11 protein-coding genes and 1 tRNA gene are annotated in these 15,365 nt (G+C 20.8%); 5 read left to right on the top strand and 7 right to left on the bottom strand.

The window, feature by feature from the left end:
• Position 1 precedes the first annotated feature (1 nt).
• The 3 genes from apaG to GJT95_RS00770 all read left to right on the top strand — a co-directional run bounded on the left by apaG (position 2) and on the right by GJT95_RS00770 (position 2,384).
• Positions 2-382 (top strand): Co2+/Mg2+ efflux protein ApaG, encoded by a 381-nt coding sequence (apaG, locus tag GJT95_RS00780; protein WP_169785895.1) that lies wholly within the window; start codon positions 2-4, stop codon positions 380-382.
• 20 nt (positions 383-402) lie between these two features.
• Positions 403-1,239, top strand: coding sequence for a symmetrical bis(5'-nucleosyl)-tetraphosphatase (locus GJT95_RS00775; protein ID WP_169785894.1), 837 nt, complete (start codon positions 403-405; stop codon positions 1,237-1,239).
• A gap of 542 nt (positions 1,240-1,781) precedes the next feature.
• Positions 1,782-2,384 carry a peroxiredoxin gene (locus GJT95_RS00770; protein ID WP_169785893.1) on the top strand — a complete coding sequence of 201 codons (603 nt, stop codon included), beginning with the start codon at positions 1,782-1,784 and terminating at the stop codon, positions 2,382-2,384.
• Positions 2,385-2,394: 10 nt separating this feature from the next.
• Here GJT95_RS00770 and aroC read toward each other — a convergent pair whose 3' ends face one another.
• The 7 genes from aroC to GJT95_RS00735 form a co-directional block, all read right to left on the bottom strand.
• Entirely contained in the window at positions 2,395-3,474 is a 1,080-nt protein-coding gene (gene aroC, locus GJT95_RS00765; protein ID WP_169785892.1) for a chorismate synthase, read from the bottom strand.
• Between the two features lie 41 nt (positions 3,475-3,515).
• Complete coding sequence (gene prmB / locus GJT95_RS00760; RefSeq protein ID WP_169785891.1) at positions 3,516-4,421, bottom strand: 50S ribosomal protein L3 N(5)-glutamine methyltransferase; 906 nt, start codon at positions 4,419-4,421, stop codon at positions 3,516-3,518.
• 81 nt (positions 4,422-4,502) lie between these two features.
• Positions 4,503-4,575: transfer RNA gene (locus GJT95_RS00755), tRNA-Asn, on the bottom strand.
• A gap of 150 nt (positions 4,576-4,725) precedes the next feature.
• A complete protein-coding gene (locus GJT95_RS00750) occupies positions 4,726-5,790 on the bottom strand; it encodes an extracellular solute-binding protein (protein WP_169785890.1) in 1,065 nt (354 codons plus the stop codon).
• 443 nt (positions 5,791-6,233) lie between these two features.
• A complete protein-coding gene (gene argF, locus GJT95_RS00745) occupies positions 6,234-7,274 on the bottom strand; it encodes an ornithine carbamoyltransferase (protein ID WP_169785889.1) in 1,041 nt (346 codons plus the stop codon).
• Between the two features lie 33 nt (positions 7,275-7,307).
• Complete coding sequence (locus tag GJT95_RS00740) at positions 7,308-10,100, bottom strand: valine--tRNA ligase (protein ID WP_169785888.1); 2,793 nt, start codon at positions 10,098-10,100, stop codon at positions 7,308-7,310.
• A gap of 55 nt (positions 10,101-10,155) precedes the next feature.
• Complete coding sequence (locus GJT95_RS00735; RefSeq protein ID WP_169785887.1) at positions 10,156-11,643, bottom strand: leucyl aminopeptidase; 1,488 nt, start codon at positions 11,641-11,643, stop codon at positions 10,156-10,158.
• 361 nt (positions 11,644-12,004) lie between these two features.
• Between GJT95_RS00735 and dnaK the strand changes: the two genes are divergently transcribed.
• Together dnaK and dnaJ are read left to right on the top strand one after the other, a co-directional pair.
• Positions 12,005-13,927 (top strand): molecular chaperone DnaK, encoded by a 1,923-nt coding sequence (gene dnaK, locus GJT95_RS00730; RefSeq protein WP_169785886.1) that lies wholly within the window; start codon positions 12,005-12,007, stop codon positions 13,925-13,927.
• A gap of 107 nt (positions 13,928-14,034) precedes the next feature.
• A complete protein-coding gene (gene dnaJ / locus GJT95_RS00725) occupies positions 14,035-15,147 on the top strand; it encodes a molecular chaperone DnaJ (protein ID WP_169785885.1) in 1,113 nt (370 codons plus the stop codon).
• The last annotated feature ends 218 nt before the right edge of the window (positions 15,148-15,365 follow it).

The raw sequence follows: 15,365 nt of genomic DNA, 5'->3' as shown, positions 1-15,365 counted from the left end.
TATGAAATCATTATTATCTCAAGTTTATATAAAAGTACATAGTATGTATATTGAATCTCAGTCTATACCTACAATTAATCGTTATGTTTTTGCTTATACAATTACTATACATAATTTAGGAAAAAAAATTTTACAATTAATTAGTCGTTATTGGACTATAACTAATGGAAATGGTAAAAAAACTCAAATATATGGTGAAGGAGTTATTGGTAAAAAGCCATATATTAAACCAGGTAATAATTTTCACTATACTAGTGGCGCGATTTTAGAAACACCTATTGGTATAATGCAAGGTCATTATATAATGATTGATGAAAATAATCATGTTTATCATGTAGATATTCCAATTTTTCGATTAGCAATAAAAACTTATATACATTAAATTAATAATCTATAAAAATTATGACTACTTATTTTATTGGAGATATTCATGGTTATTATAATGAATTTATTTCCTTATTAAAAAAAATTTATTTTAATAATAAAAATGATCAATTGTGGATTACAGGTGATCTTATCTCTAGAGGACCTGATTCTAAAAAAGTTTTGTATTACTTATATTCTATTAGAAAATCTGTAAAGTTAGTTTTAGGAAATCATGATTTATATTTAATATCATTATCTTTGGGTTCAATGAGTAGTAATATTAATGACCCAATAATTTTAAATTTATTAAAAGATACAAAAATAAAGTTTATTATAGATTCTTGGTTAAAATATCAACCTTTAGTACAATATGATAAAAATAAAAAAATTTTAATGTCACATGCGGGTATTACACCTCAATGGAAAAATATCAATACTATATTATCTGCTTCTAATGAAGCAAAAAATATAATTTCTAGTAAAGACAATAAAATTTTTTTTGATTATATAAATAATGAAAAATATCAAATAAATGATTGGAAAAAAAATAAATTAATTGGATTTCAACGTTTTAGTTTTATTATTAATGCATTTACAAAAATGAGATATTGTTATCCAGATGGTACATTAGAAATGTTAACTAAAAAAGCTCCTAATGATATTAATTCAATTATATTAAAACCATGGTTTGATATTCCTAATGTTTTATATAAAAAATATACAATTTTTTTTGGTCATTGGTCTGATTTACAAGGTGGAGGATATACTCCTAAAAATATTATAGGTTTAGATACTGGATGTTGTTGGGGAAATAAATTAACTATTTTTACATGGGAAACTAAAAAATTTCATAGTATAACTTGTATCATATAAAATATGAATTTTATTTATAAATACTTTTTTATTTATTTAAGAATGAATTTATAAATTTAAAATTTATTTTTATAAAAAATATAATATTAATTTATTTTATAAATTAATATTATTTATTGATATAAATATTAATTATTTTAATAACATTTAAATTTAAATATTAAATAATAATAATTTATATTATATAATTTATAAAAAAAAGAAAATAAAAAATATTTTTAAGTTAAAATAATTAATTATAAAAATTATTATAATAATAATTATATAATATATAAATATATATATTTTTTTAAAATTTTTAATAATAACATATAAAATATATATAAAAAATTATTAATTATAATTATTATTTTATAATAAAAAATTTTCACAAGATATTAATATTTTTTTACAAAAATATTTTTTTTTATTTATAATAAAATAATTTAATTAGTAATAAATTATTTTTTTTATATATTAATTTTATAAATAAAATAAAAATTATATATTTTATATATATAAAAACTAATTCTTTATAAAAAAAATAATAATTTGAGGTAAATATGATTTTAGTTACTAAAAAAGCGCCGGATTTTAATGCATCTGCAGTTTTAGAAGATGGATCTATTATTGATAATTTTAATTTATATGATTATTCAAATAATACAATTACTGTATTATTTTTTTGGCCTTTAGATTTTACATTTGTTTGTCCTACAGAAATTATATCATTAAATAAACATTTAAATTCTTTTAATAAAAGAAATGTCAAAATTTTAGGAATATCATGTGATTCACAATTCGTTCATTATGCTTGGCGTAATACCCCTATTAATAAAGGAGGTATAGGACATATTAAATTTATAATGATTTCTGATATTAAAAAAAATATTCAAAAATCTTATGGCATTGAACATCCTGAATTAGGAATAGCATTAAGGGCAGTATTTCTAATAGATAAAAAAAAAATAATTAGACATCAATTAGTAAATGATCTACCATTTGGTAGAAATATAAATGAAATAATTCGTATGATTGATGCTTTAAATCATAATGAAAAATATGGTAATGTATGTCCGGCACAATGGGAAGAAGGTAAAAAAAGTATAAATCCTAATCCTATTGATATAGTTAATTATTTATCTCATCATATAGATGAATTATAATTATTAATACTCATGATGGATAACTAATAATATCAGCACATTGTGCACGATAACGTAATAAATGATCCATTAAAATTATTGCTACCATTGCTTCTCCTATTGGAACAACTCTAATTCCTACACAAGGATCATGTCTTCCTTGTGTAATACAATATGTTTCTTTCCCTAATGAATTAATAGTTTTACATGGTGTTAAAATACTAGAAGTAGGTTTTACTGCAAAATTAACAATAATATTTTGTCCTGTACTAATACCTCCTAAAATTCCTCCTGAGTTATTACTTTTAAATCCATAATTTCTAATTTCATCTCTATAATTACTTCCTAATTTATTTATACAATTAAATCCATCCCCTATTTCAACACCTTTTACTGCATTAATACTCATTAATGCATAAGCTAAATCAGCATCTAACTTGTCAAATACAGGCTCTCCTAATCCTACTGGTACATTATTTATAACAATAGTAATTTTAGCACCTACAGAATCACCACGTTTTTTTAAATAATTAATTTTATTTTTTAATAATTTAACTTGATATTTATTTGGACAAAAAAAAGAATTTTTATTAACTTCTTTCCAATTATCAAAATTACAAATAATATCTCCCATTTGGGATAAATATCCTTTAATTTTTATATTATATTTTATGGATAAATATTTTTTAGCTATAGCACCTGCTGCAACACGCATAGTTGTTTCTCTAGCTGAAGAACGTCCACCACCTCTATAATCACGAATACCATATTTTTTTTCATAAGTATAATCTGCATGTCCAGGACGAAAAATATTTTTAATTTTTTGATAATCTTGAGATCTAACATCCATATTATTTATTAGTAAACCAATACTTGTTCCAGTTGTTAAATCATTAAATACACCAGATAAAATTTTTATCTGATCTAATTCTTGACGTGAAGAAGTATATTTAGATGTTCCTGGTTTGCGTCTATCTAAATCTTTTTGTATATCTATTATCGTTAATGGAATTTTAGGTGGTACACCATCAACTATACATCCTAAAGCCTTACCGTGTGATTCACCAAAAGTTGTAACTGTAAATAATTTTCCAATACTATTACCTGACATAAAAGTTTACTCCTGTAATATTCTATTATATTTTATATATATTATTTATTTTCTATTTTAAATATACCTACTCCTCCATTTTTTATATTTAACCATTGAAAATATATGTCTGGATATTTTTCTATAATTTTTATCATTTTATCTCCAACTTCACAAATTAAAATACCTTTCTTTCTTAAGAAGAAAGGTGACATAGATATTATTTTTTCAATAATTTCTATACCATTGTTTTTAGAAATAAATCCTATTTTAGGTTCATATAAATATTCTTTTGGTAAAAAATTTATATCTTTTTTATTTACATATGGAGGATTACTGATAATTAAATCATAAGTATATTTAGGTAATTTATCAAATAAATTACTACATATAGGAGTAATACGATTTTCTAATCCATGTAATTGAATATTATATTCAACCACATTAATTGCATCTAAAGAAATATCTACAGCATCTATATGTGCGTTAGGAAATAAATATGCACATGCAATAGCAATACACCCACTACCAGTACACAAATCTAATATAAATTTAGGATTTTTATAAGAAGAAATAACAGATTTAAATTTGTTATTAATTAATTCAGAAATAGGAGATCTAGGTATTAATACTCTATCATCAATATATAACTCATGTCCACAAAACCAAGTTTTATTTGTTAAATAAACTACAGGAATTTTCTTTTTTATACGTTTTATAACCAATTCAAAAATAATTTTACGTTCTTTAATAGATAATTTAGATTTATAAACTATATTCCAAATATATGGAGGCAATCCTAATAAAGGTAAAACTAAATTTATAGCTTCATCCCATGGATTATCAGCACCATGCCCATACCATAAATCAGCCATACTAAAACAACTTGCTATCCAACGAACTACATCTTGTATGGAAAAAAGTTCTTTTATTATAATTTTTTTTTTTAAAATTTGGTTTAATTTCATTATCATATATATACCTTATAAAAAATATAATTTAATTATTTAATAAAATATATTTTATGATGTGAAAACTATATCAATTTACTCCCCTGACTGGATTCGAACCAGTGACATACGGATTAACAGTCCGCCGTTCTACCAACTGAACTACAGAGGATTAATAAATATGTAAATAATATATATTATATTTTATTTATATGTCAAGAAAATTCATAATTTTGTATTTAATAAAATATATTTGTAAATTAAAATTTAACTAAATATATTAATTTATAATTTTATATAAAATATTTTTTTATATTTAGTATTATAAATTTTTTAATTTTTGAAAATATGTTTCATATTGTTTATTTATATTAATATTATTATTATTTTGCCATATACCATTATTAATGATTTTATCATTAGGATATAATGTTTCATTATTAATTATTTCTAATGGTAATAATTTTTTTGCTTCTAAATTTGGAGTAGAGAAACCTATTTTTTTTAATATTTTTACAGCAATATCAGGTCTCAATAAAAAATTAATTAGTTTTAAAGCTCCTTTTGGATTTTTTGCATTACTAGGAATTACAAAACTATCCATCCAAAAAATACCACCTTCTTTGGGCCAAATAAATTTTAAAGGTATACCTAATTTTTGAATAGCATAAGCAGATCCATTCCAAATCATTCCTATATTTACAGATCCTTCAATAAAAGGATATCCAGGATTACCAGAATTAAAAGAGATAACATTTGGCATTAATTTTTTTAATTCTATAAAAGCTTTATTAATATAATTAGTATTAGTAGTATTTACTGGTAATTTTAATCTTATTAATGACATTTGAAATACTTCTTTAGCATCATCTGTTAAAGAAATAGATTTATAATATTTTTTATTCCATAAATCATTCCAACTATTAATATGTTTATAATCTATAACTTTTGTATTAATACCTATAGCAGTAGCTCCCCATATATATGGAATAGAATATTCATTATTATAATCAAAAGATTTATTTAAAAATTTAGGATCTAAATTTTTAAAATTAGGTATTTTATTTTTTTCAATTTTTTGTATCATACCCTCATTTTTCATTTTATCTACAAAATATGTTGAAGGAACAACTAAATCATATGATTGTTTTTTATAAATTTTCAATTTAGTAAACATACTTTCATTAGAATCATATGTAGAATAAATAATTTTAATACCTGTTTCTTTAGTAAATTGATTTAAAATTTCTTGAGGAACATATTCTGTCCAATTATAAAAAAAAATAGTATCTTGATAAGATTTTTTTTTATCTAAATATCTTTTTATTGGAAATAATAATATAATTAATAATATACACATTAATCTAAAAAATAAAAACATTTTCATTAAACCTTATAAAATATAAATCATATTTTCATCATAATAGTTTTAATTTCTATATTTTAGGTAAATTAGATATTTTAAAAAAAATTTTAGTTGAATAATTTTTATAATTTTTTAAAAATATTTTTTATAAATTAAACTTATTTAATTAAAATTATTTAAATTTTTTACAAAAAAGTTATTATTTTAATTATATTTTTAATATAAAAATTTTTCTTAAAAAAATTTAATATTTCCTAAAATTAAAAATTTTATTTATTAATTTTTTTAGGAATTAATCCAGTAAATTAAATTAATAAATATTAATTTAAAAATAAAAAAATATTTCTATATATAATATTTTGTATACAATTTACTATAGAAAATAAAATTTTTTTAGCAGAAATCATTTTTTTATATAATCTTATTATTTTATTTTAAATAAAATATTAAATTTTTTAAAAATCCTAAATTAAAATGTTAATATTTTCTTTTAATAAAGAAGTAATCATTATTGCTTTAATTATATGAATTTTATTTTCTGCTTGTTGGAAAATAATACTTTTATCAGATTCAAAAACATCATTTGTTATTTCTATCCCATTATATAAATTGTATTTAGATATGATGTTCTTATTAAATAATTTTCTATAATGATTATATAAATGTAATGAAGGTAAACAATGCATAATTTTAACATTATCATTTTCACTTTTTTCTATAATTGATTTATTAACTTGATAATTGTATAAAAGTTTTATTTTATTATCCCATAATGTAAGTGAGTTTTTTTCACTCATAGATAACCAAATATCTGTATAAATAAAATCAGTATTTTTTACACCTATATTTATATTATCAGTAATATGAATATTATTACAATATTTAATTTTTTTTATTATATTTTTAATGTAAAAATTATTCTTAAATTCAAGTTTTTGTGGAGAAATTAGATATAATGTAAAACCAATTATCATTGATGCTTCCATAAGACTATAAGATATATTATTATTTATATCACCTATATAAGATAATTTAATTTGATCTATGTTTTTATTTTTTAAATTTTCTTTAATAGTTAATAAATCTGATAATATTTGAATAGGATGTAATTCATTTGTTAATCCATTCCATATCGGAATTGTTGAATATTTAGCTAGTGTTTCAATATTTTTTTGATTTTGTCCTCTATATTCTAATCCATGATACATTTTACTTAGAATCCTAATAGAATCTTTTAATGATTCTTTATAACCTATATGACTATCTTTTATATTTAAAAAAGTAATATTTGCTCCTTGATCAAAACAAGCTATTTCAAAAGCACATCTAGTGCGTGTAGAATTCTTTTCAAATATAAGAATAATATTTTTATCAATTAATAATTTTTTTTCTTTAAAATTTTTTTTATTATATTTTAATTTTCTTGAAATTGTAATTAATTCATAAAGATCTTTTTTAGAAAAATCTGATAATTTTAAAAAATGTTTATTGTAAAATTGATTCATAATATAAATCCTTTCTTTTAAAATTATAAAATATTATAAATTTTTAATTAAAAAAAATTTTTGTAATAATTCTGTTTTTAATATTTTACTTTTTTTTAATTTTTGTAAATTTTTTTTTATAATTATTTTTGGTGCTTTAGACAAAAAAGATTGATTTTTAATATTTTTATTTAAAAAATTAATTATTTTTTGATTATCATTTATTTTTTTATTTATTTTATCTAATAATTTTTTTTGATCAATAATTTTATTATTTAATTGAATAGCAAATTCAATATTATTAATATTATTAATAAAAGTTTTATCAGGAAAATTAATATCTTTTTTTAGAAAAAAAATTTTATTAAGATTTACAAATTTTTTAAAAATATTTATATATTGTTTTAAAAAAGTATGAAATTTATTATTTATGTTTCTTATATATAAATTAATTCTTGTTTTATTTTTAATATTCATCTCTGCTCTATAATTACGGATAATAGTAATTATATTGATAAATGTATTAAAAATATTTATAATTTTTTTTTCTATAAAAACATCATTCAATTTAGGAAAAGATTGAATCATAATACTATTTTTATTTTTTTGATTTGGAATTATTTTTTGCCATATTACTTCAGTAATAAATGGAATTATTGGATGAGATAATCTTAATAAGGATTCAAAAAGATTATATAATGTATAATGTATACTAATACATTTTAATTGATCATTTTCTTGAAAAATTATTTTACTATATTCTAAATACCAATCACAAAATTTATTCCATATAAAACTATATAAAATATTAGTTGCGTTATCAAAACGATATTCATTTAATGCTTTTGTATAATTTTTAATAACTAAATAATATTCAGACCAAATCCATCTATCGATAATAGATAAATTTTTTTTTGTTTTTATAAATTCATATTTTATATTTTTTAAGATAAAAATACTTGCATTCCAAATTTTATTACAAAAATTTCTATAACCTTCTAATCTTGTTAGATCCCAATAAATATCACGACCTGTAGATGATAATGCAGCTAATGTAAATCTTAAAGCATCTGCACCATAAATTTTGTTATCCACAGGTAAATTATTTTTAAATTTTTTTGTTTTTTTTATATAAGAATTACCCTCAATAAAATACATAGGATTAATTACATTACCTTGAGACTTTGACATTTTATTACCCTTATTATCTCTTATTAAGCCTGTTAAAAAAATATTTTTAAAAGGGATTTGAGATATATTATTTTTATTTTTAACAAAATACATTGTCATCATTATCATTCTAGATATCCAAAAAAATATAATATCAAAACCACTTATAATAACATTGGTAGGATGAAAGAAAAAAAAATTTTTATTATCAGGCCAATTTAAAGTAATAAATGTCCATAAACTAGAAGAAAACCAAGTATCTAATACATCAGTATCTTGTGTTAAAGAAATATTTTTATCTAAATTATATTTTTTTCTAATTTCTTCTTCATTATTCCCTACATAAATATTATTTTTTATATCATACCACGCTGGTATTTTATGTCCCCACAATAATTGACGAGATATACACCAATCTTGAATATTGTTCATCCATGCATAAAACATATTTTTATATTTTTCAGGAAAAAATATGATTTGTTTATCTTTTACTGCATTAATTGCTTCTTGAGATAAAACTTTAGTTTTTAAATACCATTGATCAGTTAACATAGGAATAGTAATAGTATTACTTCGAATACTAAAAGGAACTAATGTATATTTTATTTCATATTTATCTAATAAATTTTTGTGAATTATTTCATTTATTACTATCTTTCTTGCTTTAATGAAATTTATTTTTTGTAAATTTTTAGGAATATTGTTATTAAAATTTATAATATTTTTTTTATTATTTAATATTTGGTAAGTTGTTAAAATATTTCCATTTAAATCTAAAATATTAATTAAAGGTAAATTATGTTTAATTGCTATTTCATAATCATTAAAATCATGAGCAGGACTAATTTTTACACATCCTGTACCTTTTGTAATTTTCGCATAATTATCAGCAATAATAGGTATTTGACGATGTATTATAGGAACAATTACAAATTTACCAATTAAACTATTATATCTTTTATCTAGTGGATTAACTGCTATAGCAATATCTGCTAATAAAGTTTCAGGTCTAGTTGTAGCTACTATTAAATAATTTTTTTTATTTAAAGTTAAAGTTTTGTCTGCAAATAAATATTTTATATACCATAAATTTGTTTTAATTTTTTTGTGTTTTATTTCTAGATCTGATATAACAGTTTTAAGTTTTAAATCCCAATGTATTAATCTTTTTTTTTTATAAATTAAATTATTATTATAAAGAATAATAAAAATATTTTTAACAGATTTAATAAATTTTTTATCCATTGTAAATCTTGTTTTTTCCCAATCCGTAGATAAACCTAAACGTTTCATTTGATCATAAATGATTTTACAATATTTATTTTTCCATTTCCAAATATTATTTAATAAAAATTTTTTACTGTAACAATTTTTTGTTTTTCCAGTTTTATTGAAAATTTTTTGTTCTATCAAATTTTGAGTTGCAATACCTGCATGATCTATTCCTACTTGACATAGTATATTTTCCCCTAACATTCTATGATAGCGTACTAAAATATCAATTAATGTGTATTGTAATGCATGCCCTATATGTAAATAACCTGTAATGTTAGGTGGTGGTACCATAATAGAAAAACATTCTTTAGAATTATCAAAATTATTTTTTAATAAATTATTTTTTTCCCAATAATTATAAATTTTTTGTTCAAATATTTTTGGATTATATATTTTTCCCATAATAAAAAATATCCTATATAAATAAAATTTATGTCAAAATTAATATTAATGATTATTATATTTGTGTTTGATTAATTAAAAATTGACTTAACATATTAATTGGTCTTCCTGAAGCAATAGCTTTATTATTTATGTAATACCATGCTGTACCAGCTATATCTATATGAGCCCAATTATATTTTTTAGTAAATTTAGATAAAAAACAAGCTGCAGTAATTGCTCCTGCAATACCACTACTACTATTAATTAAATCGGCAAAATTAGATTTTAATTGATTAAAATAACTAATATCATCAATAGGTAATTCCCAAACACGATCATCTGTTTCTAATGAAGCTTTTATAATTTTATTAGATAATATTTTATTATTAGCCATTAAACCACTTATATTATTACCTAATGCAATAACACATGCTCCTGTTAGGGTCGCTATATCAATTACATATTTAGGATTATATTTTTCAATATAAGTTAATATATCACATAAAATTAAACGTCCCTCTGCATCTGTATTTGTAATTTCTACAGTAATACCAGATAATGTTTTTATAATATCACCAGGCCTATATGCATTACTATCTGGCATATTTTCACATCCAGCTAAAATAGCTATAATATTTATAGGTAATTTTAATTCAGCTATTGTATGTATAGTACCATATACTGCTGCTGCACCACACATATCATATTTCATTTCACCCATATTAGTACTTGGTTTTAAAGATAAACCACCTGAATCAAAAGTAATTCCTTTGCCTAATAATACTATAGGTTGTGATTTATTGTTATTCTGATATTTTATTATTGATATAAAAGGTTTATTTTTTGATCCTTTACTTACTGCTAAATAAGCATTCATACCTATTTTTTTGATATTTTTTATATTAATAATTTTTACGGAAATATTTTTATATTTTGTTGTTAATTTTTTTGCTTTTTTTGATAAATATTTAGGAGTACATATATTTGGAGGCAAGTTAGCTAAATCTTTAGCTTTTTTTATACCTAAATTAATAGCTTTAGAATGTTTAATAGCAGTATGATAAATATTGTCATTAGTATTAGTAATAATAAATTTTATTTTTGTTTTAAAATAAGTTTTGTTTTTTTTAAATCTGTTATATTTATAAATATTATGTTCAATTATATCTATTGTATCTCTTATATTCCAATATAAATCAAGATTATTTATTTTTAAATCTGTAAGATACCAATTAATTTCTTTAAAAGAAGATTTTTTTAAAATATTGATAGTATTACATACAATTAATTTATTTTTATTTCTATTAAGTTTATTTTGAATACCACAACCAATAATTAAAATTTTTTTACATAAAACATTAGGAATATTATATAAAATAATGCTTTGATTAATTTTACCTTGTATATTATTTTCTTTTAGAATATTTAATATATAATTATTAGATATTTGATTTATTTTTTTTGTAATTTTAGAAAATTTATATGTTTCATATATAGGTATTACTATACTGTCTAATAGTATTTTATTTGGGAAAATAATTTTATCTGTTATATATTCCATTTTTTATTTCCTATAATAGAGTATTTTAATAATTTAAATTAAATATTGATTTTAATTTAAATTATGATGTATAATAAATAATATTATATAAAAAATATATATTTATTAGATAATGTTATTATATAACATTATCTAGTGATATTTTATAAATAATTTATAATTAATAATTACAAAAACATTTAAAAATTTTTAAATTATTTTAAATTTTTTTAAAAAAAATAAAATTCCCCCCTTGATGCATTAATATGTGGCCCCATTTTCCTTTTCATTAGGGATTTTTATTTATACAAATTAAATTAAATATTTTTGTATATTAAATTTCATACCATAAATGGTAAATAAATGTATAGGAGATTCTAATATGAGTAAAATAATAGGTATTGACTTAGGCACCACTAATTCTTGTGTGGCAGTTATAGATGGGAATAAACCTAGAGTTTTAGAAAATGCAGAAGGAGATAGAACTACTCCGTCTGTAATTGCTTATACAAAAGATGGAGAAATTTTAGTAGGACAACCAGCAAAACGTCAAGCGATTACTAATCCTAAAAATACTCTTTTTGCTATTAAAAGATTAATTGGAAGAAGATTTAATGATGAAGAGGTACAACGTGATATTAAAATAATGCCATATAAAATTGTAGAATCTAATAATGGTGATGCTTGGATTGACATTGAAGGGAAAAAAATGGCACCACCACAAATTTCTGCTGAAGTTTTAAAAAAAATGAAAAAAACTGCTGAAGATTTTTTAGGCATTAAAGTAAATGCTGCTGTTATTACAGTACCTGCATATTTTAATGATGCTCAACGTCAAGCTACAAAAGATGCAGGTAAAATAGCAGGATTAGAAGTAAAAAGAATTATTAATGAACCTACAGCTGCTGCATTAGCATATGGATTAGATAAAGGCAAAGGAAATCGTATTATAGCAGTTTATGATTTAGGTGGAGGAACTTTTGATATTTCTATTATTGAAATAGATGATGTTGATGGTGAAAAAACTTTTGAAGTATTATCAACAAATGGAGATACTCATTTAGGAGGAGAAGATTTTGATAGTAGAATTATTAATTACCTAGTAACTGAATTTAAAAAAGATCAAGGAATAGATTTAAAAAATGATCCATTAGCTATGCAAAGATTAAAAGAATCTGCTGAAAAAGCTAAAATTGAATTATCTTCAACACAACAAACTGATATAAATTTACCTTATATTACTGCAAATTCTTCAGGACCACAACATTTAAATATAAAATTAACAAGAGCTAAATTAGAATCTTTAGTAGAAGATTTAGTAGATCAATCAATAAAACCAGTTAAAATGGCTTTAAAAGATGCTAATTTAACTGTTTCAGATATTAATGATATAATTTTAGTAGGTGGACAAACTCGTATGCCTATGGTTCAAAGTAAAGTTACATTATTTTTTAATAAAGAACCAAGAAAAGATGTTAACCCTGATGAAGCAGTAGCTATAGGTGCCGCAGTACAAGGAGGAGTATTAGCTGGTGATGTAAAAGATGTTTTATTATTAGATGTAACTCCGTTATCTTTAGGTATAGAGACTATGGGTGGTGTAATGACACCATTAATTAATAAAAATACAACTATTCCTACAAAACATAGTCAAGTGTTTTCAACAGCAGAAGATAATCAGTCTTCTGTAACTATTCATATTTTACAAGGAGAACGTAAAAAAGCTAATGATAATAAATCATTAGGACAATTTAATTTAGATGGAATTAGTCCAGCTCCTAGAGGCATACCTCAAATAGAAGTAACATTTGATATAGATGCAGATGGAATACTTCATGTTTCTGCAAAAGATAAAAAAAGTGGTAAAGAACAAAAAATTACTATACAGGCATCATCAGGTTTAAATAAAGAAGAAGTTGAAAAAATGATAAGAGATGCAGAAGCTAATAGTGAATCTGATCGTATTTTTGAAGAATTAGTTAAAATACGTAATGAAGGTGATCAACTTATACATAGTACTGAAAAAAAACTTAAGGAATTAGATAATCAAATTAAAAAAGAAGATAAGTTAATAATAAAAAATGCTATTAATGAATTAAATAAAGTTCTTAAAACAGAAAATAAAGATGACATACAAAATAAAATACAAAAAATAATTGAGTTATCTAGTAGTATTATGAATATAAATCAAGATAATAATAATATTAAAAAAGAAAATAATAATAATGTAAAATCTGAAAATGAAAATGAAAATAATGAAGTTGTAGATGCTGAATTTGAAGAAGTAAAAGATAAAAAAAAATAATTATTTAATTATTTTGTAAATACATATATTTAAATATATTATTAATACCGTTTATCAATTAATAATCGGTATTAATAAAATTATGGGATTAGGACAGTATATTTATTATGGCAAAAAAAGATTATTATGATATTTTAGGTATTAGCAAAAATGCTGAAGATCGTGAAATTAAAAAAGCATATAAACGTTTAGCTATAAAATTTCACCCAGATCGTAATCCCGGAAATAAAAATGCTGAAGATAAGTTTAAAGAAATAAAACAAGCTTATGAAGTCTTAAGTGATTCAAAAAAAAGAACTGCTTATGATCAATATGGACATGCTGCTTTTGAACAAGAAAATATAAATAATACAACTGATTTTAGTGATATTTTTGGAGATGTTTTTGGAGATATATTTGGTAATTCAAGAACAAATCAAAGACCTAAAAAAGGTGCTGATTTAAAATATTTAATTGAAATTTCATTAGAAGAAGCAATTACAGGTATAACAAAAGAAATTAAAATTCCTATTTTAAAAAATTGTAATTATTGTAATGGGACAGGAGCACAACATGGTTCATTACAAAAATGTTATACATGTAATGGTCATGGACAAATACAAATGAGTCAAGGTTTTTTTACTGTACAACAAACTTGTCCTAAATGTCATGGACAAGGTAATTTTATTAAAAATCCTTGTTTTTATTGTAAAAGTAAAGGTAAATTAGAATCTTATAAAACTTTATCAGTAAAGATACCGAGTGGAATTGATACTGGAGATCGCATTAGATTAAACGGTGAAGGAGAGATAGGTTCAAATGGAATTTCTGGAGATTTATATATAGAAATTAAAATTAAAAAACATCATTTATTTATTAGAGAAGGTAATAATTTATATTGTGAATTACCTATTAGTTTTATAATAGCTACATTAGGGGGAAATATAAAGATACCTACATTAAATGGTTATGTAAAATTAAAAATTCCTGAAGGTACTCAAACAGGAAAAATGTTTAGAATACGTAATAAAGGAATAAAATTAACTAAAAGAAGTAGTATTCCTGGCGATTTACTATGTAAAATAATAATTGAAACTCCAACTAATTTAAACAAAAAACAAAAAGATATTTTATATCAATTAAATGAAAATTTTCATGAATTTTCTAATTATAAAAATTTTCCTAAAATAAAAAAATTTTTAGAAAAAATTAAAAATTTTTTTTATAAGATAAAAATCTAATAACAACAGAGGGTATAAAAAATAAATTTATTTTTTATACCCTCTGTTGTTATTATTTAAATATTAATCCATAACAAAATTTATATTTTTTACCTAAATAACAAAAACATTTTTCATTTCGTCCTATTTTTTTTGAAAAAAATTTATATCATTTAAATATTTATTTTTTATTTACAGAAATATTAGTTTTATCATTTAATAATAATTAAATGATTTTG

It is taken from the genome of Enterobacteriaceae endosymbiont of Donacia crassipes (assembly GCF_012569785.1).
GTDB lineage: Bacteria > Pseudomonadota > Gammaproteobacteria > Enterobacterales > Enterobacteriaceae.
Note: the sequence above shows the minus strand (reverse complement) of the source record. Positions and strands in the feature narration are given on the sequence as shown.

Bases quoted from the DNA above. Each gene is read 5' to 3' on its own strand.
- apaG (WP_169785895.1), top strand. From the start codon at position 2: ATGAAATCATTATTATCTCAAGTTTATATAAAAGTACATAGTATGTAT.
- GJT95_RS00775 (WP_169785894.1), top strand. From the start codon at position 403: ATGACTACTTATTTTATTGGAGATATTCATGGTTATTATAATGAATTT.
- GJT95_RS00770 (WP_169785893.1), top strand. From the start codon at position 1,782: ATGATTTTAGTTACTAAAAAAGCGCCGGATTTTAATGCATCTGCAGTT.
- aroC (WP_169785892.1), bottom strand. From the start codon at position 3,474: ATGTCAGGTAATAGTATTGGAAAATTATTTACAGTTACAACTTTTGGT.
- prmB (WP_169785891.1), bottom strand. From the start codon at position 4,421: ATGAAATTAAACCAAATTTTAAAAAAAAAAATTATAATAAAAGAACTT.
- GJT95_RS00750 (WP_169785890.1), bottom strand. From the start codon at position 5,790: ATGAAAATGTTTTTATTTTTTAGATTAATGTGTATATTATTAATTATA.
- argF (WP_169785889.1), bottom strand. From the start codon at position 7,274: ATGAATCAATTTTACAATAAACATTTTTTAAAATTATCAGATTTTTCT.
- GJT95_RS00740 (WP_169785888.1), bottom strand. From the start codon at position 10,100: ATGGGAAAAATATATAATCCAAAAATATTTGAACAAAAAATTTATAAT.
- GJT95_RS00735 (WP_169785887.1), bottom strand. From the start codon at position 11,643: ATGGAATATATAACAGATAAAATTATTTTCCCAAATAAAATACTATTA.
- dnaK (WP_169785886.1), top strand. From the start codon at position 12,005: ATGAGTAAAATAATAGGTATTGACTTAGGCACCACTAATTCTTGTGTG.
- dnaJ (WP_169785885.1), top strand. From the start codon at position 14,035: ATGGCAAAAAAAGATTATTATGATATTTTAGGTATTAGCAAAAATGCT.